The following is a 21744-nucleotide window of genomic DNA, read 5'->3' on the forward strand; positions in this document are numbered from 1 at the left end:
TTCAACGCGGATGGGCCTGCCGGGTTCAATCCCGGCGGCCGCGATCAGCCGTCGAGCGCCTGTTTCAGGTCGGCGATCAGGTCGTCGGGATGCTCCAGCCCGATCGAGAGGCGGACCAGCCCGTCGCCGACGCCCATGCTGGCGCGAACCTCCGGCGTGAAGCGCTGGTGCGTCGTCGTCGCGGGATGCACGATCAGGCTCTTGGCGTCGCCGAGATTGTTGGAGATGCGGATCAGCCTGAGCCGGTTGAGGAAGCGGTAGGCCGCATCCTTGCCGCCTGCGACCTCGAAGGCGATCAGCGTCGAGGGACCGCTCATCTGCCTGGCGATGATCTCGGCCTGCGGATGGTCGGGATCGCCGATGAAGGCGACATGCGGCAGGTCCTTGCGGCCCTTGAGCCAGGCGGCGACCGCCGTCGCGTTCTGCGCCTGCTGGCGGACGCGCAAGGGCAGCGTCTCCAACGACTTCAGCATCACCCAGGCGTTGAAAGGCGACAAAGCCGGGCCGGTCTGGCGCAGATAGGTCTGGATATCGGCCTCGATCAGCGCCTTCGAGCCAAGGATGAGCCCGCCCAAGCAGCGGCCCTGGCCGTCGATGTGCTTGGTGGCGGAATAGACGACGAGATCGGCGCCCAGTTCGAGCGGACGCTGGAACAGTGGTGTCGCGAAGACATTGTCGACCACGAGGAGAACGCCGGCCTCCTTGGCGATCGCGGCGACGGTGGCGATATCGATCACCTCCAGCGTCGGATTGGCCGGGCTCTCGAGGAAGAAGAGCTTGGTGTTCGGCCTGATCGCGGCCCGCCAGGCGGCAAGGTCGGTGCCGTCGACCAGGGTCGACTCGACGCCATAGCGCGGCAGGTGGTCCTCGACGACGTATCGACAGGAGCCGAACAAAGCACGCGCGGCGACGACATGGTCGCCGGCGCGCACCGGAGCCATCACCGCCGCGGTGACGGCGGCCATGCCGGTCGCGGTGGCACGGCAAGCCTCGGCGCCCTCGAAGGCGGCCATGCGCTGCTCCAGCATGGCGACGGTGGGATTGGAAAGGCGCCCATACTGGAAGCCGGGATCGGTGTTGAGGAAGCGGCCCTCGGCCTGCTCGGCGCTGTCATAGACATGGCCTTGCGTCAGGAACAGCGCTTCCGAGGTCTCGCCATATTGCGAGCGCAGCGTGCCGGCATGGACGAGCAGGGTTTCGGGATGCAGCGCTGCCGCGCCGGTCGCGTCGTTCGCCATGATATCTCGTCCGGTTCGTTCGGTATAACGGACGGAGGGAATATCACTGTCATCAGCGTTCGTAAAGCCGAACGAATTTTCTGCATGGGGAACGCCGAACTGGTGCCCGGCGTCCCCCAAAGTGAAGCCATGACGCCTCAGGCAGCGAGAGTGCGCTCGCTCTCGGTCATCGCCTCGCCGACATTGGGACGACCCTTGCCGGTCATGATCAGCTCGCGCAGGCTGCGTTCGACATACATCTGCCAACCCTGCGAGCAGGCTTCGTAGCACTCGTAGGTCGGTCCCAGGCCGCGATGCGTGAAGGTGACCTCGGTGCCATCGCCCTTCCTGGCGATGTCGAAGACGATGTCCGTGCCCTTCCACTCGGTCTCGTCCCGGGTGAAGCTGAAATAGTTGTCCAGCACGTGCCAGACCATCTTCCTGCCGGGGGCCGCCTCCATGATCGCGATGCTGCAGCGATGCAGGTCCTGGTAGCGGTAGGCGAAGACGTCGCCGACATGCTCGGTGCCGCCGCTGATCTCCTGCGACCACCAGCCGCGCACATTGGCGATGGCAGCGAAGACGGCGTCCGGCGACTGCGGGACGGTGAAGCTGAGGGTGTAGTTGCTGTCGGTCATGGCGTTCTCCTCTCGTGTGGTGCGATGGGGAGAACCGTAGTCGGATGCCTCGGACGGTCGTGAGTAACAAGTCGGGCGCGAAACCGAGCTGGAACTGCAGCGGATAACGACCCGGCGCGGCCGCAAGGCAGGCGGCCATGCACCGGGTCGTTATCCGCGATTGTGCTCGCGCATATGCTGAAGGTCCAGAGCCAGAGCCATCAGGCTCGCGACGAGTTCGACGAGCGTGCCGGGCTGGGGCGGGCGTTCCTCCGGGTCGAAGGCCAGGCCGATGACCGCCGGGTTGCCCGCGGACGTCATCACTGGCCAGAAATCGAAGCGCGAGCCGTCGAACGGGTAGACGTCGGCAAGAGCAACCTTGCGGGTCGTCAGTGATGAAAGCGCCGCCTCGATATCGATCGGGGAGGGCTCGATGCCGCCACGCCTCAAGGTGAGCTCGACCGCGTTCTGCGGCATCGACATCAGGACGACAGGGACCTTGAAGAGAGCTTCGAGCGAATCGGCGGTGCGGGAAAAGATCGCCTCCGGGGTATCGGCTGCGGCAAGCTCGCGGCCGTAGGACCGGACGAGCGCTGCTTGTCGCCTGCCAAGCGCGGCATCATCCGCCCTGCGCCGGGCGGTCGATGCCACGGCACTCGCGATCACGCCAACGATGAAGAGCAGGCCGATCGCCCAGATGTTCGCGGGATCGTCGACGCGGAGCGTGAAGCGCGGCTCGGTCAGGAAGAAATTGTAGGCGAGTGCCCCGAGAACGGCCGAAGCCAGCGACGGCCCGAGGCCAAAAGCGACGGCCGCGATGAGCACGGGCACGACGAAGACCAGCGACAGGTTCGGAATGGTCACCGTGCTGTCGAGCCCGACCGCCACCACCGTCGCGATGCCGGTCATCGCGCAGGCGATGAGATAACGAACGGGAAGAGGAGTGTTCGACAGCTGCAAGGCGGGCAGCGTACCGGGCTCCGGGAAGAGCTTGAATTCCTGCGGAGAACTTTGAGCGCTCATCGCGACGTCTCCTTCTGCGATTGCCTTCTCGTCCGTGGCGTGCAGCGGCATCGTCGGTGGCGATCCGGCCTCCGGGACGAGAGGGCGAATGATCACTCACAACGGCATCAGGCTGCCATATGATCCAGCTTCGGGCCGCATAAGGCGAGCATAAGCGCTTTCGAGGCGTGGCCGCCGATGGTCGGGGCTCTCAGATCGCCGCGCCGTCGCTGACGATGTCCGCGCCGAGGTCGACGCGCACCGCCCGCACGATCTCCGCTTCCGCCTCGGCGCCACGCCGGCGTGGATGCGGCGCCGAGATCCTGTGCTCGGCGATGATCTGGCCGGGCGCGCCGGAGAGCACCACGACCCGGTCGGCGAGATAGGCGGCTTCGTCGATGTCGTGGGTGACGAACAACACGGTCTTAGCCGTCCGCCGGCGGACCTCGATCAATTCGTCCTGCAAGGTCTCGCGCGTCAGCGCGTCGAGTGCCGAGAACGGCTCGTCCATCAGCAGGATCTCGGGCTCAACCGCGAGCGCGCGCGCCAGCGAGACGCGCTGACGCTGGCCGCCTGAGAGCTGGTGCGGCCAGCGCTGGGCGAGATGGCCGAGGCCGACGAGGTCGAGCATCTGCTGCGCCTTGGTGAGGCGTTCTGCCCTCGGCACCTGGCCTTCGAGGCCGAAGCCGACATTGGCGATCACGCTGCGCCAGGGCAGCAGCCGCGAATCCTGGAAGACCAATGCGACCGGCCGGCGGGTGTTGTCCCTGGCATTGATCACGACCTCGCCGCCGCTCGGCCGGGCGAGGCCGGCGATGACGCGCAGCAGGGTCGACTTGCCGACACCGGAGGGGCCGACGATGGCGAGGAACTCGCCGCGGGCGACGGAAAGGTTGAGCTTGTGCAGCACCTCGGTCGCTTCGCCGTCGCGTGTGAAGGTGAGCGACAGCTCCTTGATGTCGATCACGCTTTCCAACGCAGCACCCATCCCTGGAAGGCGACGAACAGCGTGTCGAGCAGGCCGTAGAGCGCCGCCATGGTCAGCATGTAGATGACGACGAGGTCGGTCGCGAGCAGGCTGGAGGCCTGCATCATGCGCTGGCCGACGCCGGCGACGCCAAAAATCTCGGCTGCGACCACCGCCATCCAGGCCTGGCCGAGCGCGGTGCGCACGCCGATCAGGATGCCGGGCAGCGCCGCCGGCAACAGGATCTTGGTCAGGCGCTGGAACGGCGAGCGGAAGCCGAAGGCATCGGCGACCTCGATCAGGTCGCGGTCGACGCCGCGGATCGCGCCCTGCGCCGCGAAGAAGACGATCCAGAACACGCCGATCGCGATGATGAACACCGCCGCCTGCGGGTTGACGCCGAACCAGATGATCGCGAACGGCACCCAGGCGAGGCCCGGGATCGGCCGCAGCAAACGGACCACCCAGGCTGTCGTTTCCTCGGCGATCCGGGACATGCCGGTGAAAACGCCGAGCGCGATGCCGAGGCCCGCGCCGGTGAACAGGCCGATGAAGTAGTGGCCGAGCGAGCCCATGATCGCCGAGAGCCAGGCGCCGGACTTGACCTCCCGCAGGAAGGCGGAGGGCAGGGCGCTCGGTCCCGGCAGGAAGGCCGGGTTGACCAGGCCGAAATAGGGAATCGCCTCCCAGAGCAGGAGGAAGGCGACAAGGCCCGCCAGGGCGAGGGCCGGAGCCCGCAATGAACGCAAATCCGTAGTCCCGTCAGCCCTTGATGGCGCGCTCGTAATACTGCGTCTCGAACAGGCCGTCGAACGGAAGTTCCTTTTCGAGCGAGCCGAGCTTGACCTGATAGGCCTGCATGGCGCGGGCCGGCTCGATGATCTTGCGCGGGTCGATCTCGAACCTGGTCGCCGGCGAGGTCAGCGCCTTCTCGATCAGAGCGGGATCGACGATGCCCTTGCCAAGCGCGGCGCCGACATGGGGCGCGGCCTTGGCGGGCGTCCTGATCAGCACATCGGCGGCCTTGACCAGGCTGGAGACCAGCTTCTGCACCGCGTCGGGGTTCTTGGTGGCGAAGGCGCCGGAGACGGCGACCACCGTGCCGGGCTGGCCGGGGAAGACATCCTCGCCGCCGGCGATCAGCTTGATGCCGGGATTGCGGGTCTGGATGATGGTCAGGGCCGGCTCGCGCACGATCGCGCCCTCGACGGCGCCAGCGAGCACAGCCTGCTGGGTCGCATCGATGCCCATCGGCACGATCTCGACATCGGCCTTGTCGGCCTTGGCGACCTCCCAGAGCCAGTATTGCAGTACGGTGTTGGGCACCGAGCCGGCCGGTTGAGTGGCGAGGCGCGCCGGCTTGCCGGTCGCGGCCTTGTGCGCCTTGAAGGCGGCGGCCGCGCTCGTGCCCGTCGTGAAGAACTTCGCCAGGGCCGGCGCTGCGACGAAGACGTTCTCGCCGGTCGCGGTCGAGGCGACGACACGGATGTCGACGCCGCGCGAGCGGGCGACGGCGAGCGGGGCGACACCGGCGACATAAAGGTCGATCGTGCCCGAGGCGAGTGCCTGGATCATGTTCGGGCCGGATTCGAACACCGTGAACGTCGGCGCGAGACCGGCCTGCTTCAGCCAGCCCTCGCCATTGGCGACGAAGATCGGCGCGGTGCCGATGATCGGGATGTAGCCGATGCGGGCCGGGATCGCCTCCTGGGCGCGAGCACCGAACGGCAGCGTGGCAGCGAGCGACGAGCCGGCGAGCAGGAACTGGCGGCGGTCCATGATCGTAATTCCCCAGACGGCGTGTGTTTTCAGTGCTATTGACGTCTGATAAAAGGATTTTCTATCTAAAGACAAGCATTGCCCTTCAAAAAGAAGAAAATTCTCCATTGCCATGGCGTGGCAATGAGTTTTTTCTCTCTCACCATGGATCGAGAGATGGACGCCATCGACCGCAAGATTCTGACCGTGCTGCAGGCTGACTCCAATATCTCGATCGCGGAGCTCGCCGATCGGGTCGGGCTGTCGCAGACCCCGTGCTGGAAGCGCATCCAGCGCCTCGAGCAGACCGGGGTGATCATCAAGCGCGTCGCGCTGGTCGCGCCGGAGAAGATCGGGCTCGGCCTCACCGTCTTCGTCCAGATCGAGACGGCCGACCATTCCGGCCCCTGGCTGGAGAAGTTCGCGCAGAGCGTCGCGGCGATGCCGGAGGTGATCGAGTTCTACCGGATGGCCGGCGACGTCGACTACATGTTGCGCGTCGTCGTCGCCGACATGGCCGCCTATGACACCTTCTACAAGAAGCTGATCGAGACGATCCCGCTCAAGAACGTCACTTCGCGCTTCGCCATGGAGCGGATCAAGGCGACGACCGCCTACAAGGTGCCGGACCTGCCGAAGGCGTCGTGATCGACGAATAGGGCGCGGGAACCCCTCTCCTGGAAGGAGAGGGGCAGAGGCGAGGTGTTCGGACTGAAAACGTTGGCCTAAACGCAGCCGCGCGGTGAGCGCTCGCGGAACTGGCCCAACCGCCTACACCTCACCCTGCCCTCTCCTTACAGGAGAGGGTTCCCCGCGCTTCCATCCCTGCTGTTGCAGATGACCGCAACGCAGCCCCACCAAGCGGCGCAGGGCACTTGCCCCGGCCGCCCCGCTCCCGCATGAACGCTCCCGGATTTCTCCAACAGGGCGTGCCCATGTCCAGCTATGTCATCGATCAGCCGAAGGTTGCCGCCATTCCGGTGGCCGGTGGCGGGCTCTTCCCGGTGCGCCGCATCTTCTGCGTCGGTCGCAACTACGCCGAGCACACCCGCGAGATGGGTGGCGATCCCGATCGCGAGGAGCCGTTCTTCTTCACCAAGCCGTCCGACGCGGTGCTGACCGGCGGGGCCGACATGCCCTATCCGCCGAAGACCGCCGATCTCCATCACGAGATGGAGCTCGTCGTCGCGATCGGGACCGGCGGCAAGGACATCGCCGAGGCCGACGCGCTCTCCCATGTCTTCGGCTACGCCGCCGGCTTCGACATGACCCGCCGCGACCTGCAGGGCGCTGCCAAGAAGGCTGGCAAGCCTTGGGACATGGGCAAGGGCTTCGACTCCTCGGCGCCGATCGGCGAGCTCGTCCCGGCGGCCAAGGCCGGCCACCCCGATAAGGGGCTGATCGAGCTCAAGGTCAACGGCCAGGTCCGCCAGAGTTCCGATCTCGCCAAGATGATCTGGAACGTGCCGGAGACGATCTCGTACCTCTCCGGCTTCGTCACGCTGGCGCCGGGCGACCTGATCATGACCGGCACGCCCGAGGGCGTCGCCGCCGTCGTCAAGGGCGATCTGCTCGAAGGCGTCATCGCCGGTGTCGGCACCGTCCGCGCCAAGATCGTCTGAGCGGCCAGCTCCAGGAGAACTGCAATGCCTTTGACCCCCGAAGCCTCCGGCGTGTTCCCGATCGCGCCGACGCCGTTCAACTCCGACGGCAGCGTCGACTGGACTTCGGCCGATCGGCTGTTCGAGTTCTATCACGGCATCGGCTCGGACGGCGTCACCGTGCTCGGCATCATGGGCGAGGCGCCCAAGCTCGAGCCGGAGGAATCGATCGGCCTGGTCAAGCGCGCCGTCGCCAGGATGGGCGGCAAGCCGATCATCGTCGGCGTTTCCGCCCCGGGCTTTGCCGCGATGCGCTCGCTGGCGCGGCAGGTGATGGAATTGGGCGCCGGCGGCGTGATGATCGCTCCGCCGACCAATCTGCGTACCGACGACCAGATCACCGGCTATTACGCCCAGGCCGTCGAGGCGATCGGCAGCGACATCCCCTTCGTCATCCAGGATTATCCGCTGACGCTGTCGGTGGTGATGACCCCGGCAGTGATCCGCAAGATCATCCAGGACAACCCGTCCTGCGTGATGCTGAAGCACGAGGACTGGCCGGGGCTGGAGAAGATCTCGACCCTGCGCAGGTTCGAGGCGGAGGGGACGCTGCGCCGCGTCGCGATCCTGACCGGCAATGGCGGGCTCTTCCTCGATTTCGAGATGGAGCGCGGCGCCGACGGCGCCAATACCGGCTATGCCTTCCCGGAATTGCTGATCGACGTGGTCAAGGCGAGCAAGGCCGGCCGCCGTGACGACGCCCACGACATCTTCGACGCGCATCTGCCGCTGTTGCGCTATGAGCAGCAGCAGGGCGTCGGCCTCGCGGTGCGCAAATATGTGATGATGAAGCGCGGCATCCTCGCCAGCGACGCCCAGCGCAAGCCGGGTCCCGGCCTGACCGCTGCGGCCAAGGCCGAGGTCGACTATCTGCTCGGGCGCCTGGCCAAGCGCGATCCGCGCGCCAAGCTCTGACTGCAGCGAACAGGCTGATGGTGGTCCCGGGACGGTTGTCCCGGGTGCCGTCGGGGCGGCGAAGCCACTGCCAATTCAGCGAGCGATGCATTATCGTCCTCCGGTTCTTACCGGGAGGCGTGCGATGGCCTACGCCAAGATTCCGCTGAGCTGGGACCAGTTGAGAGCCGGCTACAAGACCTACAATGCCGAGGATTTCCCGCTCGAGATCACGGGCCAGCTGAAAACCTGGAATGATCAGGTCGACAAGGACAACGAGGAGATCAAAAAGAACAATGATCTTCTCGAGCAGCAGAACAGGGCGAGTGGCATCGATCCCGACAAAGGCAAGAAACCGCTCAAGGGCAAGAACACATCCTGCGTGATGCAGCTCAGCCTCGGACTGAACAACACCGGCGATACGGTGCCGCAAAATGGCGCCAAGCTACGCCAGAATACCTATCTGATGGGCCAGTACATGATCCTGTCGGTCGACGAATTGCACGACTGGCTGGATTGGCAATATGGCCGGACCGATGCGGTCCCCAAGGGCGACATGTCGTCCATCAAGGGCAAGCGCGGCATCCTGGTGATGGGCAGCGCCCATGTCGAGCTCTGGGACGGCGACAAATGGCTCCAGGCGATGGATTCGCGCTTCACCAGCGGCGCCAGCGCCTTTCCCTATTGGTTCTGGGAGGTCAATGACGGTTCCGCGACGGGCGGGAGCGCGCTCCCCGGCTGGCTGACCGGCTGGTGGGAGGTCTATGATGGCAATTACTATTATTACCACTTCGCCGCGTCGGGCCGCGTCACCTATATCAAGAGCAAGGTCGCCTCGCGCGGCGCCCCGGCGCCCAAGACGCCCGCCAATGTCGGCAAGGCGGTGATGGACGACACGGTCCACGGACCGATCGTCACCTGGGCCAAGATCGGCAAGACGCCGGCGACGGTCGAGAAGTTCACCCGCCTCAACTGGACCAGCGAGACCGATATGAACGGCCACTCCAACAATTATGGCCAGCTCTATGCTCGTCGGCGCCCGGAATAGGCGGCGGCTGCCGATCGCTCTGGCTGCGAGGTCGTGCGCCGGGTCCGGGGCCTTCGAAACGGTGGACGCGGACGTCCACGTCATGCAACCCTGAGCTGCGGCTTGGGGATAGTTGATATGCGTCTTGCTCTTCTGCTCGGCGGCGCTGCGCTGATCGCTCTCGGCTCGTCGGGGCCTGCCTCTGCTCAACGCGGCGGCGTCCATCCGGAATGCCGCAGCATGAGGGATCAGCGATCCTGTACCTGTGCGCTCAACAATGGCGGGCGGATCGTCGAAGATCCGGCGCGCCCCGGCCGCATGGGCTGGCGATCCGCCAGGCGCGGCACCGGCGCGCATATGGCGTTCATGAACTGCAGCAATGGCTCGGGCTGACCGTCGCAACGCATAGCGCCGCGGTGATCTGTCCCGTCAATTCGCCAGCTGTACCAGCCGGTCGAGCGCCGGGCCAAAACCGTTCAGGGCGATGTTGAACGAGACCACGTCGTTGCTCGACAGGTTGAGTGCCGCTGCTGTCAGCGTCTTGCCGCCCTTCATGGCGTCGGTCGCCACGGTCGGGAAGGACACCGGCAGCAGGCAACCGGACGGGACACAGGTCGAAAAGCGCAGACCCTGACCGAGATCCTTCTCGTCGAGCTTGAGCACGGCGCCGTTCTCGAGCTTGAGCCCGAACGGCATCAGGATCGTGCCCTCGGCGCGGCCATCCTTCGGCGCCCGCAATTCGATCGCGAAGACGCGCTGGTTGGTGCGGCTGTCGCCTTGCGATTGCGACAGCACGCAGAGCTTCTGGCCGTCGGTGATGCGGCAATCGACCGTCCAGTCGCCATAGACCTCGTTGACCGCCGTCGCGCCGTTCGGGAGACGCGCCGTCGCGGAGGCAGGCTGGCTCACGTTCGGAGGCGCCGGAGTAGCGGCCGGGGCCTGCGCGGTGGCGGGACGCGCCGGAGGGTTGGCCTGGCGAGCCGAGGGAACGGCCGGACGCGGCGGTGCTGGCTTCGAAGGAGCAGGGCGCGTAGCTGGCGCGCGCGGAGCCGGTTCCGTATCCTCGGCTTGCTCAGTGGTCGGCGGCTCGGTCTGGGCGAGGGCGGAGACCGTCGGCAGGCTGATCCAGCCGGCGAGCAGGGCGGTCCCGAGAAGAAGATTTGCTTTGGTCACGTCAGGGTTCTCGTCGCGGCGGCCGATCGGCGCGGCCGAGATGCGGTTAGGGCATTCGCCTGACGTAAGCAAGTTCTTGTGAGTGAAGATCAGCTTTGTTGCTTTGCGTCGATCGGTCTAAGCATGATTTTATTTATTATAAGGAGAAATCATATTTCCTGGACGGTTGCCGCAGCGCCGCCCGGCCCACTCTGCCTCAGTATTTCGTCGCTGCTTGCTTGTGACGATGACTTCGCCCTGCGCCGGCCAAGCAGGCCGGCGCCATGCGGGGATGGGTTGGGCCGCCGGCTCAGGCCTTCTTCTCGTCGGCGAGCTTGGCGACGCGGCGCAGCGAGAGCAGGTAGCCCTGTGTGCCGAAGCCGGCGATGACGCCATCCGCGCGCAGCGACATGTAGGAATGGTGCCGGAAGCTCTCGCGCTTGTGCACGTTCGAGATGTGGCACTCGATCACCGTGCCGTCGAAGGCGTTGAGCGCATCGAGGATCGCGACCGAGGTGTGGGTGAAGGCACCGGGGTTGATGACGATGCCGACGGCCTGCTCGCGCGCCTCATGGATCCAGTCGATGATCTCGTATTCGCGATTCGACTGGTGGAAGCGGATTTCGAGATCGAGTTCGTTGCCCAGCGCCCGGCAGGCATCCTCGACATCGGCCAGCGTCTCCGAGCCGTAGATGTGCGGCTGGCGCTTGCCGAGCAGGTTCAGGTTCGGGCCGTTGAGGACATAGACGAGACGGGACATGGGAACTCCTGAGGTCGCGGCTGCATGTTGCCGCGATCAGCGCATGAAGCAACAACGACTCTTGGTTTGCGAAGGTCAGCCGCCGACGCGCCGGCTGCTGGCGACACCGAAATGGCAGATCGCCTCGCCGAGCTTGGGCGCGGTGTTGGGGAAGATGATGTAGCCGTCTCCAGGCGCCGTCACCTTCGTTCCGTCGGCACGGTGGGCGAGGACGGCGCCGGCCTTGACCGCATCGCCGGTGCGCCAGCCTGTCTCGGCACGATCGCCCTCCTGTTCGCAAAGCAGGACCTCGACCATCTCGATCACGTCGTTAAGCGCGGGCTTCGGCAGCGGCGCATCGACCAGCTGCAATTGCGCCAGCGTGTTGCGGATCGCGGCATAGCCGATATCGGCGGCCTTGGGATCGTCATGCGTGCCGCATTCCAGCGTCACCGCATAGCCGCCGACGAAACGCATGAACTCGGTCGTGCCATAGCCCTCGGTGACGTTGAGCCGGGGCACCGGCAGGCGGGCGCGGATGTCGAGCAGCCTGGCATAGTTGTCGAGCCAGCCATGGATTGCGGTCGCAACGCCGAGACAGGAAGCGAGCGCCATCTCCTCCTCCGCCCGTGCGAAGGGCTCGAGCGCGCCGCGGTTGTTCGATGGGCCGAAGAAGACGAAGGGTTCGCCCTCCTGCCGGAAGGAGTGGATGTCGAGCAGCGCATCGTGCCGGCGCAGCAGGGCGCAGACCGGATTGCCGATCCGGTCCTCGTAATCGCCGGCCAAGGGCCGCTCGCGCAGGTCGCGGTTGAAGTTGCGGTCGCCCTCGCGCGTCTTCTGGCGGAAGGCCTTGGGATTGGTGACGGGCAGGAAGGTGACCTCGCCGCGCAGGATCTTGACCTTGCCTGCCCGGCACTCCTCGATGACACGGCGGATCGCGGTCGGCCCGCAGGGCTCGTTGCCGTGGACGGCACCGGTCACGATCAGCTTCGGGCCAGGCTTCAAGCCGATGAAGCTGACGGTTTCGAGTGGGCCGTCGTCGAGGTCGGTGGCAGTCACGGGCATAGGTCTTTCGTCGGAAGGAAGGCTCAGGCCTTGCGGGTCTGCGAGTGCGGGTCGAGGATGTCGCGCAGGCCATCGCCGAGCAGGTTGAGCCCGAGCACGGTCAGGAAGATGGCGAGGCCCGGGAAGATCGAGATCCAGGGCGCTGTCGAGATCTGGTCGCGCGCGTCGGAGAGCATCGAGCCCCAGCTCGGGAAGGGCGGGCGGATGCCGAGCCCGAGGAAGGAGAGCGAGGCTTCGGCCAGCACGGCGCCGCCCATGCCGAGGGTGCCGATCACGATGATCGGGCCGGCGATGTTCGGCAGGATCTGCGTGAACATGATCCGGAAGGTGCCGTATCCGAGCGAGCGAGCCGCCTCGACATAGCCAAGCTGCTTGACCGAGAGCGTCGCGGCGCGCGTCAACCGGCAGGTGAAGGACCAGTTGGTCAGGCCGAGCGCGATCAGCAGGCTGGTCAGGCCCGGCTGCAGGATCGCCATGATCGCCAGCGCGAAGATCAGCGAGGGGATGGCGAGCATCATATTGGTCAGGCCGTTGACGAAATCGTCCCACCAGCCGCCCCAATAGGCGGCGGAGAGGCCGAGCGCGACGCCGATGCATGTGTTGATCAATTGCGAGACGATGCCGACCGTCAGCGAGATGCGGGCGCCATGCAGCACGCGGCTGTAGATGTCGCGGCCCTGCGCGTCGGTGCCGAACCAGAATTCGGAGCCGGGCGGAATCTCGGCGTTCATCAGGTTGGCGTCCATCACCGGGTCGGTATGGGCGAGCCAGGGGGCGAAGACGCCGCCTGCGACGACGAGCGCAAAGCAGGTGGCGCCGATCCAGAGGTTGGCACGGAACTTCATGGGGCGACCTAGCTGTACTTGATGCGCGGATCGACGACGGCGCAGAGCACATCGACGGCGATGTTCACGACGAGGAAGAAGAGCACGATCGTCAGGATGCAGCCCTGCACCGCCGGGATGTCGCGCCAGGTGACGCTGTCGACCAGCAACGAGCCAAGCCCCGGCCAGGCGAACAGCTTCTCGACCACGACCGCCTGCCCGAGCACCGAGCCGAATTGCAGGCCGAGCGTGGTCAGCACGATGACGAGTGCGTTGCGCGCCACGTGCCAGCGCATGACGCGATAGGCGCTCGCGCCCTTGGCCCGGGCGGTGCGGACGAAGTCGGCGTGCAGGATCTCGAGCACGGCGGCGCGGGAGGTGCGCGCCAGCAGGGCCAGCGGCGAGACGCCGAGCGCGATCGCCGGCAGCACGATGTAGCGGGGATCGCCGTTGCCATAGCCGAAGCTCGGGAACCAGTTCAGCGTCAGCGCGAAGGCGTACATCAAGAGCAGGCCGAGCCAGAACATCGGCAGCGACAGGCCTGAGACGGCGAAGACCATGGAGAGCATGTCGACCCAGCTCCCCGGTTTCAGCGCTGCGAAGAAGCCGAGCGGCACGCCGATGACGATGGCGAAGAGCATCGCTGCGAGCGCGAGCTGCAGACTCGGCCAGAGCCGCTCGCCGATCAGGGCGGTGACGGGCTGGCGGGTGCGGAAGGAATCGCCGAGATCGAAGGTCGCGAGCCCGCCGACATATTTGGCGAAGCGCAGCGGCAGCGGATCGTTGAGGCCGAACTGCTCGTTCATCCGCGCGATCGTCGCGGCGTCGATATTGCTGCGGCCGTCGGCCATCTGGCTGGTGGCGAAATTGCCGGGAATGACGCTGAACATCACGAAGATCAGCGCGGCGACCGCCAGCAGGATCGGGATCGCCTGCAGCAGCCGGCGAAAGACATAAGGCAACATGACGATAGGCTCCTGAGCGTCGGGGCGCAGCCGACGGGCGGAGGCGGACAAGCCCCCGCCGCCTTGTGACGGCGGGGGCTCGCGATGGGATTACTTCGCTGCGGGCGAGGTGGTGTCGACCCAGAGCTCCTCATAGCGCTGCAGCGCGAGCTCGGTCGAATTCGGCTGGAGGCCGTGCAGCCAGGGCTGATAGGCCAGCACCGCCTTGTTGTAGTTGAAGAACCAGACCGGGGCCTCTTCCTGCAAGAAGGCATTGGCCTTCTTCAAGAGGTCGAGCTGCTTGGCCGGATCGGTCTCGTTCGAGGCGTCGTCGATCAGCTTGTCATAGGCCGGGTTCTTGAAGGTGGTGTAGTTGCAGGACGAGCGCGGAGTCGAGGAGTGGAAGCACTTCAGCGCCGTCAGCGAGTCCGGGCCCGAGGTGTTCGACCAGATATAGGCCTGGAAATCGCCGCCCACGACGACGCCACCGAGCGCCGAGGTCTCGACCGGCTTGACCTTCACCTTGATGCCGACCTTGGCGAGCATCGGGATCGTAGCCTCGACGATCGGCACGCCCCAGCTTTCGTTCGGGGTCGCGGTCCATTCGAACTCGAAGCCATCGGGATAGCCGGCCTCGACCAGCAGCTTCTTGGCCTTGTCCGGATCGAAGGCGTAGGGCTTGGCGTCCTTGTCGAAGGCCGGCGAGGACAGCGGCAGCCAGCTCGCGGCGCGGTACGCCTTGTCGCGGACGAGGCGCTTGATGATCAGCTCGCTGTCGATGGCGTAGTTGATCGCCTGGCGCACGCGCTTGTCGGAGAAGGGCTTGAAGGTCGGGTTCATGCCCATGTTGCGGGTGAAGACCTCGGCGACCTCCAGGATGCCCTTCGACAGGTTCGGATCGGCCTTGTAGGCGACGTACTGGGTCGAGCCCAGGATCGAGACATCCACCTCCTTGTTGCGGAAGGCGACGTCGCGCGCCGCCGCCTCGCCCATCGGCGAGATCACGAGCTTGTCGGCATAGGGCTTGCCGGCGAGGTAGTACTGGTCCCAGCGCTCGAAGGCCATGCGCGAGCCCGGCACATGCTCGACGAACTTGAACGGCCCGAGGCCGATCGGCTTGTCGAAGAAGCCAGGCTGCTGCGCTTCCTTGGCCGGCAGGATCGCGGTCTGCGCCTGGAACAGGAAGTAGCCCGGGTCAGCCTTGTCGGTCAGCGTCATCGAGAACGAGGAATCGTCGATCTTCTTCAGGCCGGAGATCTCCTTGGCCTGGCCCTTCTGGACCTCGGTCGCGCCGACGATGCGGGCGACATAACGCGCGCCCGGATAGTTCTTCGCCCCGTCCATGATGCGGGTATAGGACCAGATGACGTCGTCGGAGGTCAGCTTGCGGCCGTTATGGAACAGCGCATTGTCGCGCAGCTTGTAGGTATAGGTCTTGCCGTCGGCCGAGACCTGGACGCTCTCGGCGATATCGAGCGCCGGCTTGCCGTTCTTGGCATCCCATTTGTAGAGCATGCCGTGCAGCGCATAGCCGTAGATCTCGTCCTGGATCTGGTTCGAGACATGGCTGTCATTGCTGACGAAGGACGCGCCGTAAGGCGCAGTGAAACGAATGGTGCCGCCGCGGCGCGGCTCCTGGGCCTGCGCCTGCAGGGTGAAGGCCGCGAATGTCAGCGCGGTCGTGAAGGCAAGCTTTTTCAACACGTCGAAACCTCCCAATCTGTCGGTGAACTCTTCTGAGGTCGGCGCCGTTGGCCGGCGCCGATATTCGTTCCATCTGAGACCTTAGCGGGCTTTTACGCCCTGTCTTCTTGTTTCGATTGTGCAGCGCGACGTTCAGGCCGCGCTGCCCGAACGCTCGTACACGACCTTGCCGCCGCGAATGGTGAGATCGCAGCGCGTGTCCTTGAGGATCTCCCCCGGCGTGGCCGAGAGCAGATCGCGCGAGAACACGGCGACATCGGCGAGGAAGCCGGGCACAAGCTTGCCCTTCACCGCTTCCTGCTTCTGCGAGAAGGCGCCGTATTCGGTATAGGCCTGCAGGGCCTCCTCGATCGAGACGCGCTGGCGCTCATCCATCACCGTGCCGCGCCAGGTCTGGCGCGTCAGCATGGTGTGGAAGTTCGGGAACGGATCGGGGTCGCAGACCGGCGCGTCGCTGCCGGTCGCCGGCTTCAGTCCGAGATCGAACCAGGTCCGGAACGGATAGCTCGGCAGCGCCCGCTCCTCGCCGAGAACCTTGACGTAGGCATCACCGAAATCGTGGATGAAGACCTGCTGCGGGCAGGGATAGATGCCGGCCTTGACCATCCGCTCATGCTGCTGCGGCGTCGAGAAGCCGCAATGCTCGATGCGGTGGCGCCGATCCGGATCGGGATAGGCCTTGAGCGCCTTCTCATAGGCGGTGATCAGCTGCTCGATCGCCGCATCGCCGATGGCGTGGCAGGCGAGCTGGTAGCCCTTGGCATGGGCGTCGAGCACCTGGCGCTCCAGATCCTCATCCGAGAGCATCTGCACGCCGGTGGTCTTGTCCTCGCCGAGATAGGGCTCGCTCATCCAGGCGGTGCGGCCACCGGCCGAACCGTCGAGGAAGATCTTGACCGCGCCGATCATCAGCATCTCGTCGCCGGTGCCGGAGATCAGGCCGGCGTCATGGCATTGCGGCACGATCGAGCGCCCCTCGTCGCCGAGCAGAGCGAGCCAGGTGCGGACCGGCAGGCGGCCGTCGCGCTTGGCCTTGTGGTAGGCCGCGATTTCGTTGAAGCCGGTGACCATCCCGACCGCAGCATCCATGCAGCTGGTGATCCCGAGCGAGAGCAGATAATTGCCGCCGCGCTCGATCGCGGCCAGGAGTTGCTCCTCGCTCGGCGCCGGAATCGCGGCTTTGACCGGGGCGCGGGCATTTTCCGCCAGCAGGCCGGTGAGCCGGCCGTTCTGCTGCTCGATCAGCCCGCCGGGCGGGGTCGGCGAGGTCTCGTCGATGCCGCCGAGCTTGAGCGCCAGTGAATTGCAGATCGAGATGTGGCCGCAGGTCCTGACCAGCATCACCGGGTTGTTCGGCGAGGCGCGGTCGAGCTCCTCGCGAAACGGGTGGCGGCCGGTGTCGAGCTTGGTCTGGTCGTAGCCGCGCGCCAGCACCCACTGGCCGGGCTTCAGCTTCGCCGCGCGGGCGGCGATCTGGCCGAGCAACGCGTCCAGCGTCGATGCCGCGGCAGGACGGGCATCGACCCAGTCCATGGTCAGGCCGACCGAGATCAGATGGAGATGGGAATCGTTCAGCCCCGGCGTCGCCAGCCGGCCAGCGAGGTCTATGACCTTGGTCGAGGGCCCGACCAGCTCGGCGATGTCGGCCTCCTTGCCGGCGGCGAGCACCTTGTCGCCCCAGAGCGCCAGCGCCTCGACCACGCCCTCCTCGCGCCCGCACCAGATCGGCCCGTTGCGCAACACGATATCGGCCTGAACCACCATGGTCTTCTCCTGCCTATACTGTCTTCGTCGACACCTTGCGGCCGGCCCTCAGATGAGGTCGGTCGCCCGGCCAAAAAAGCCAACGCAACTCGTTGATTTCATACCGCCCACTCGAGCCCCACCCGCCATGTTGATCGCCAAAGACGATATGTCGCGATCCGGCATCATGTGCGACCAAGCGGGCCATATCCTTTCGCAGATCGGGCCAATTTCCGCGGGGTTATCGGTCAGCACCTTGCCTCTCAGATATCGTCGAGCGGGAAGATCGGGCGGCGCACCTTCTTGTAAGGGCGCTCCTTGAAGTTCTTGGTCGAGAGTGCGCCGGTGTCGACCTCGATCACCTCGCGGGCGATCGGCTCGAAGGCGGCGCGGAAATGCTGCATCGACTTGACGATGACGGTCGACTTCCTGGTCGGATCGACGCCGAGCGAGGTGAACTGGGCAAGGTCGGTGGCCTGGCCGTTATGGGTGATGACGATGATCTCGACATCGTCGACCCGCAGCAGCGCCGAGAGCCCGTAATTGCGCCAGACGCCGCCGCCCATCGGCCCGTAGCAGATGAAATGCCCGTCGGTGAGCGCGACGACATGGGCATCGAGATCGAGCGGGCCGCCGCCAGTGTTCGGATCGACCTTGCCGCCGAGCTTGAGCTTGATGCGATTGCCGATGCCGGCTGCCTGCGCTGCAAGCGCCGCTTCCGGATCGCGGATCGCATGGAAGCCGACATTCTTGAGGCCGGCGTCGAGCACGGCGCGCAGCAGGTTGGTCGCGTCGCCATAGGCGCCGGAACCGGGATTGTCGGAATAATCGGAGATCACCAGCGGCTTGCCGCCGGCCTCCGGGCCGAGCGTGCCTTCGCCGCCCTTGGCCCTGGCCATCGCCTCCTTCAGCGGGGTGAAGTGGATCGAGGAGAAGTGCCGCTGCTCCCAGGCATAGTCCATCAGCTCCTCGGCGATGACCTGCGCCTTGCCACGATCGTCATGGGTGACGGCGATGGAGGGGCCGATATCGTGGACATCGGCCGAGGAGAAACCGGCCTGGACGCTGACGACGAGCGCATCACCCGCCGCTTCCAACGCATCGCCGCGGCGCAGCAGCTCCATGAAGGGCGGCGAGGTCGTGCGTCCACCATCGAGCGCGTAGAGGATCGGCCGGCGCGCCACCGCGACGCGCGGCCTGATCTCGCCCTTCATCGCCCGCTCCAGCAACTGCGCGCCCTGCCAGGTCCGCTCATATTGGTCGATATGCGGATAGGTCCGGTAGGAGATCAGCGCATTGGCATTGTCGGCCATGAGCTGCGTCAGCGTCGCGTGAAGGTCGAGGATCGCGACGACGGGAACATCGGGACCGACCTTGGCGCGGATGCGCTGCAACAGCTCGCCTTCGCCATCGTCCGAGCTTTCGGTCGCCATCGCACCGTGCAGATGCAGCAGCACACCGTCGAGCCGCTCGCAGGCGGAAACGATCATGCCGGCAAAGACGTCGAAGGCCGCGTCGGTGACGCGGCCTGACGGGTTGGCTCCGGTGACGAGCGGGTGGACGAGGCTCCAGCCGAACTTCTCGGCCGCTTCGAAGGCGGCGCCCATCGAGGTCCGCGTGCCCTGGAAGGCGGCGGGGACCTCGTTGTCGCGGAAGACGCCGTGATGGCGGAACACCGCCTCATCGGTGAGCTGAACACTGAAGGTGTTCGTCTCATGCATGAATTCCGCGATCAGGACGCGTCTGGCCATCGTTCGATCGTTTCCCCGAAACGTTCCCTATGGAACCATTTTTTGTCTTGTAGCGTGGGTGCGGGTGTTTGCCAGCCCGGACCCGTTCATGCGTCCCCTCACATCGGCCCGCTTGCGGGGCAGGGGCGAATATGCTGGGGCCGGCTCAGGCCGCGCGTGCCGCGTGGGTCTCGCCGGGGGCGTGGCCGAGATCCTCGGGCCGGGCATAGGCGCGGCCGAAGCGGTTGGCGAGGAAGGCGTCGAAGCCGATCTCCTCCTGCTTGACGAAGCCCTTTTGCGGCAGCTTGCCTTCCGCCAGCAGGTCGAGCACCGCGCAGATGCCGGAGGCGGTGGTGATCTGGATGGCGCTACGCATCACGCCGCCGACCACGGCGCTGTAGACCTTGTTGGCATAGGTCTGCTGGGTCAGCCGGCCGTTCATCCGGCCGCTGGCGGTGACGAAGATCACGACCACGTCCTGCAGCGTGCTCGGCAGTGCGTTCTCGAAGATGTCCTTCAGCACGTCGCGACGCTCGGACAGGCGCAGATCCTGCAGCAGTGCCTTCATGATCGCGCAATGGCCGGGATAGCGGATAGTGCGGTAGTTCAGCGTGCGCACCTTGCCGGCGAGCGTGTCGCAGAGCGTGCCGAGCCCGCCGGAGGTGTTGAAGGCCTCGTAGGTGACGCCGTCGAGCGAGAATTCCTCACGCTCTTCCATCGCGGGCACCAGTACGCGCTCGCCGTTGACCACGGCTTCGCAGGGCTCGCAGTACTCGTTGATGACCCCGTCCGTGCTCCAGGTCAGGTTGTAGTTCAGCGCATTGGACGGGTATTGCGGCAGCGCCCCGACGCGCAGCTTCAGGCTGTCGAGCTGGTCGAAATCGCGGGCGAGGTCGGCGGCGACGATCGAGATGAAGCCCGGCGCCAGCCCGCATTGCGGGATCAGCGCGGCCTTGGCGGTCAGTGCCAGTTCCTTGACGCGGCGGGTCGAGGCGACGTCCTCGGTGAGGTCGAGATAGTGCACGCCGTGCGCCGCGGCGGCTTCGGCGATGCGCGTCGTCAGGTCGTAGGGCGCGGCCGAGAGCACGGCGAAGGCGCCGTTCAGCACCTCTGCGAGCTCGGCGGCGTCGGTGATGTCGACGCGGCGGGTCGAGATCGTCGGGCTGGTCTTGATCGCGGCGAGCTGTTCGTTGGAGCGGTCGGCGATCACCACGCGGTAATCCCCGGTAGCGCCGAGCAGGTCGGCGATGGTTGCACCGATCTTGCCGGCGCCGATGACGACCACGTTTTTCATGGTTCCCCCGATGAATCTGTTTCTGCCAGACAGATTCGCTCGGGGCTTCGTCGGTTAGAAGCCGACGACGCGACGATTCATATGGGATTTTTCAGCGAAACGCCGTAAGCTTTCGGCGTTATGCCAATAGACCCGACTGATCGCCATCTCCTGACCCTGCTCACCGAGAACGCCCGCGCGCCGGTGGCCGAGCTCGGCCGCAAGCTCGGCCTGTCGCGCACGACAGTGCAGAGCCGGATCGAGAGATTGGAGCGCCGCGGTGTGATCGCCGGCTACACGGCGCGGCTGTCGGAGGATTACGAGAAGGGTCAGGTCAAGGCGCATGTCCTGATCACCGCCTTGCCGAAGCTTGCAGCGCGCGTCGAGACGGAGCTGCGCCGCATCCCCGAGATCAGGACGCTGCATTCGATCAGCGGCCAGTTCGACATGATCGCGGTGGTGGTGGCGCCGTCGATCGGCGAGCTTGACGGGTTGATCGACCGGATTGGCGCGCTCGAAGGCGTCGAGCGCACGATGTCCTCGATCATCCTCTCGACCCGGATCGAGCGTTAGCCAGGCAGCAGGCGCGCTCCGATTCGCGCGGCCGCGTCGCGCAGCGCGTCGAGATGCACCGGCTGTCCTTGCGGCGCGACGATCGAGGTCAGCGAGGAAATGCTGAGCGCGCCGGCGAGCGCACCCGATCGGTCGAAGATCGGCACGCCGACACCGGTCAAACCGATGAAGAAGTCGTCGGCGGCAAGTTCCCAGCCTTGCGCGCGGATACGGTCGGCCTCGCGCCAGAGCAGCTCCGGATCGGTCTGGCTCGCCGGGGCGCGCTTGGGCAGGTCTAGCGACAGCGCCAGCCGGCGCTGTTCGTCATCGAGAAAAGCCAGTAGCACGCGCGGGCCGCCGCCGCAGTTGAGCGGCGCTTGCGCGCCGACCGCGAACCATGTCGCGTCGACATGCGGCAGCGAGGCGCGCACGCGATCGACGCAGAGCCCTCGGCCGGCGATATGCACCCAGATGAAGGCAGTGGCGCCGGTCTTCTCGGCGATCTCGGTGAGGTAAGGGCCGGCGATGTCGCGCAATTCGCGGCCGGTCGTCACGGCGCTGCCGAGCTCGATCAGGCCGACGGCCAGCGCATAGCTTTGCGAATGCTCGTCATATTCGACGAGCTCGTTGAGCTGCAGCGTCAATAGCAGGCGCCGTGCCGTGCCCTTGTCGAGCCCGACCTGCCGTGCCAGCTCGCTGAGGCCGAGCCGTGGCTGTTCCGGGCGGAAAGCCCGGAGCAAAGCGATGGCACGGTCGACGGCACGGACGATCGGCACGCCCGGCGGCAATTGCGCGGTCCTGTCCTCGTCTGTCCGGTTCATTGCAAGTGAAGCGCGCGCCATGGTCGTTTGCTGAGCGTGTCGCCTAATAACACG

The 21744-nt window shown here is 66.0% G+C and carries 21 protein-coding genes; 5 read left to right on the forward strand and 16 right to left on the reverse strand.

The window, feature by feature from the left end:
• Nucleotides 1-44: 44 nt before the first annotated feature.
• The 6 genes from metZ to AC3WLC_RS00530 all read right to left on the reverse strand — a co-directional run bounded on the left by metZ (nucleotide 45) and on the right by AC3WLC_RS00530 (nucleotide 5582).
• On the reverse strand, nucleotides 45-1238 hold the full coding sequence (gene metZ, locus AC3WLC_RS00505) for an O-succinylhomoserine sulfhydrylase (protein WP_493681995.1): 1194 nt from the start codon (nucleotides 1236-1238) through the stop codon (nucleotides 45-47).
• 137 nt (nucleotides 1239-1375) lie between these two features.
• Nucleotides 1376-1855, reverse strand: coding sequence for an SRPBCC family protein (locus tag AC3WLC_RS00510; protein WP_493681996.1), 480 nt, complete (start codon nucleotides 1853-1855; stop codon nucleotides 1376-1378).
• Nucleotides 1856-2005: 150 nt separating this feature from the next.
• The gene (locus AC3WLC_RS00515; RefSeq protein ID WP_493681997.1) at nucleotides 2006-2857 is read right to left on the reverse strand and encodes a DUF4118 domain-containing protein; all 852 of its coding nucleotides are present in this window, start codon (nucleotides 2855-2857) and stop codon (nucleotides 2006-2008) included.
• Nucleotides 2858-3047: 190 nt separating this feature from the next.
• The gene (locus AC3WLC_RS00520; RefSeq protein WP_493681998.1) at nucleotides 3048-3824 is read right to left on the reverse strand and encodes an ABC transporter ATP-binding protein; all 777 of its coding nucleotides are present in this window, start codon (nucleotides 3822-3824) and stop codon (nucleotides 3048-3050) included.
• On the reverse strand, nucleotides 3800-4552 hold the full coding sequence (locus AC3WLC_RS00525) for an ABC transporter permease (RefSeq protein WP_493681999.1): 753 nt from the start codon (nucleotides 4550-4552) through the stop codon (nucleotides 3800-3802). Before AC3WLC_RS00525 ends, AC3WLC_RS00520 begins: the two co-directional genes overlap by 25 nt.
• A 13-nt stretch (nucleotides 4553-4565) precedes the next feature.
• On the reverse strand, nucleotides 4566-5582 hold the full coding sequence (locus AC3WLC_RS00530; protein ID WP_493682000.1) for an ABC transporter substrate-binding protein: 1017 nt from the start codon (nucleotides 5580-5582) through the stop codon (nucleotides 4566-4568).
• 156 nt (nucleotides 5583-5738) lie between these two features.
• Between AC3WLC_RS00530 and AC3WLC_RS00535 the strand changes: the two genes are divergently transcribed.
• The 4 genes from AC3WLC_RS00535 (at nucleotide 5739) to AC3WLC_RS00550 (ending at nucleotide 9164) form a co-directional block, all read left to right on the forward strand.
• Nucleotides 5739-6209 (forward strand): Lrp/AsnC family transcriptional regulator, encoded by a 471-nt coding sequence (locus tag AC3WLC_RS00535; protein WP_164547550.1) that lies wholly within the window; start codon nucleotides 5739-5741, stop codon nucleotides 6207-6209.
• Between the two features lie 287 nt (nucleotides 6210-6496).
• The gene (locus AC3WLC_RS00540; RefSeq protein ID WP_493682001.1) at nucleotides 6497-7183 is read left to right on the forward strand and encodes a fumarylacetoacetate hydrolase family protein; all 687 of its coding nucleotides are present in this window, start codon (nucleotides 6497-6499) and stop codon (nucleotides 7181-7183) included.
• Between the two features lie 24 nt (nucleotides 7184-7207).
• Nucleotides 7208-8137, forward strand: coding sequence for a dihydrodipicolinate synthase family protein (locus AC3WLC_RS00545; RefSeq protein WP_493682002.1), 930 nt, complete (start codon nucleotides 7208-7210; stop codon nucleotides 8135-8137).
• A gap of 124 nt (nucleotides 8138-8261) precedes the next feature.
• The gene (locus tag AC3WLC_RS00550; protein ID WP_493682003.1) at nucleotides 8262-9164 is read left to right on the forward strand and encodes a T6SS effector amidase Tae4 family protein; all 903 of its coding nucleotides are present in this window, start codon (nucleotides 8262-8264) and stop codon (nucleotides 9162-9164) included.
• Nucleotides 9165-9572: 408 nt separating this feature from the next.
• Here the strand turns inward: AC3WLC_RS00550 and AC3WLC_RS00555 are convergent, their stop codons facing one another.
• From AC3WLC_RS00555 to AC3WLC_RS00595, 9 genes are all read right to left on the reverse strand, one after another.
• On the reverse strand, nucleotides 9573-10052 hold the full coding sequence (locus AC3WLC_RS00555; protein ID WP_493682004.1) for an invasion associated locus B family protein: 480 nt from the start codon (nucleotides 10050-10052) through the stop codon (nucleotides 9573-9575).
• Nucleotides 10053-10605: 553 nt separating this feature from the next.
• Nucleotides 10606-11055: a type II 3-dehydroquinate dehydratase gene (aroQ, locus tag AC3WLC_RS00560; RefSeq protein WP_493682005.1), complete on the reverse strand. Its 450-nt coding sequence runs from the start codon at nucleotides 11053-11055 to the stop codon at nucleotides 10606-10608.
• A gap of 75 nt (nucleotides 11056-11130) precedes the next feature.
• Nucleotides 11131-12093: a succinylglutamate desuccinylase/aspartoacylase family protein gene (locus AC3WLC_RS00565; protein WP_493682006.1), complete on the reverse strand. Its 963-nt coding sequence runs from the start codon at nucleotides 12091-12093 to the stop codon at nucleotides 11131-11133.
• Nucleotides 12094-12122: 29 nt separating this feature from the next.
• Complete coding sequence (locus AC3WLC_RS00570) at nucleotides 12123-12944, reverse strand: ABC transporter permease (RefSeq protein ID WP_326874359.1); 822 nt, start codon at nucleotides 12942-12944, stop codon at nucleotides 12123-12125.
• 8 nt (nucleotides 12945-12952) lie between these two features.
• Nucleotides 12953-13888 carry an ABC transporter permease gene (locus AC3WLC_RS00575; protein WP_493682007.1) on the reverse strand — a complete coding sequence of 312 codons (936 nt, stop codon included), beginning with the start codon at nucleotides 13886-13888 and terminating at the stop codon, nucleotides 12953-12955.
• Nucleotides 13889-13978: 90 nt separating this feature from the next.
• The gene (locus AC3WLC_RS00580) at nucleotides 13979-15568 is read right to left on the reverse strand and encodes an ABC transporter substrate-binding protein (RefSeq protein WP_493683108.1); all 1590 of its coding nucleotides are present in this window, start codon (nucleotides 15566-15568) and stop codon (nucleotides 13979-13981) included.
• Nucleotides 15569-15703: 135 nt separating this feature from the next.
• Entirely contained in the window at nucleotides 15704-17335 is a 1632-nt protein-coding gene (locus tag AC3WLC_RS00585) for an amidohydrolase (protein WP_493682008.1), read from the reverse strand.
• Nucleotides 17336-17577: 242 nt separating this feature from the next.
• Nucleotides 17578-19065 carry a M81 family metallopeptidase gene (locus tag AC3WLC_RS00590; protein WP_493682009.1) on the reverse strand — a complete coding sequence of 496 codons (1488 nt, stop codon included), beginning with the start codon at nucleotides 19063-19065 and terminating at the stop codon, nucleotides 17578-17580.
• 145 nt (nucleotides 19066-19210) lie between these two features.
• Entirely contained in the window at nucleotides 19211-20338 is a 1128-nt protein-coding gene (locus AC3WLC_RS00595; RefSeq protein ID WP_493682010.1) for a saccharopine dehydrogenase family protein, read from the reverse strand.
• A 120-nt stretch (nucleotides 20339-20458) separates the two neighbouring features.
• On the opposite strand from AC3WLC_RS00595, the gene AC3WLC_RS00600 reads away from it, so the two are divergent.
• Nucleotides 20459-20890 carry an Lrp/AsnC family transcriptional regulator gene (locus tag AC3WLC_RS00600; RefSeq protein ID WP_493682011.1) on the forward strand — a complete coding sequence of 144 codons (432 nt, stop codon included), beginning with the start codon at nucleotides 20459-20461 and terminating at the stop codon, nucleotides 20888-20890.
• Here the strand turns inward: AC3WLC_RS00600 and AC3WLC_RS00605 are convergent.
• Entirely contained in the window at nucleotides 20887-21690 is an 804-nt protein-coding gene (locus AC3WLC_RS00605) for an IclR family transcriptional regulator (RefSeq protein WP_493682012.1), read from the reverse strand. The two genes, AC3WLC_RS00600 and AC3WLC_RS00605, sit on opposite strands and share 4 nt — an antisense overlap.
• Nucleotides 21691-21744: the final 54 nt, after the last annotated feature.

It is taken from the genome of Allobosea sp. GW821-FHT03A12, from assembly GCF_058986765.1.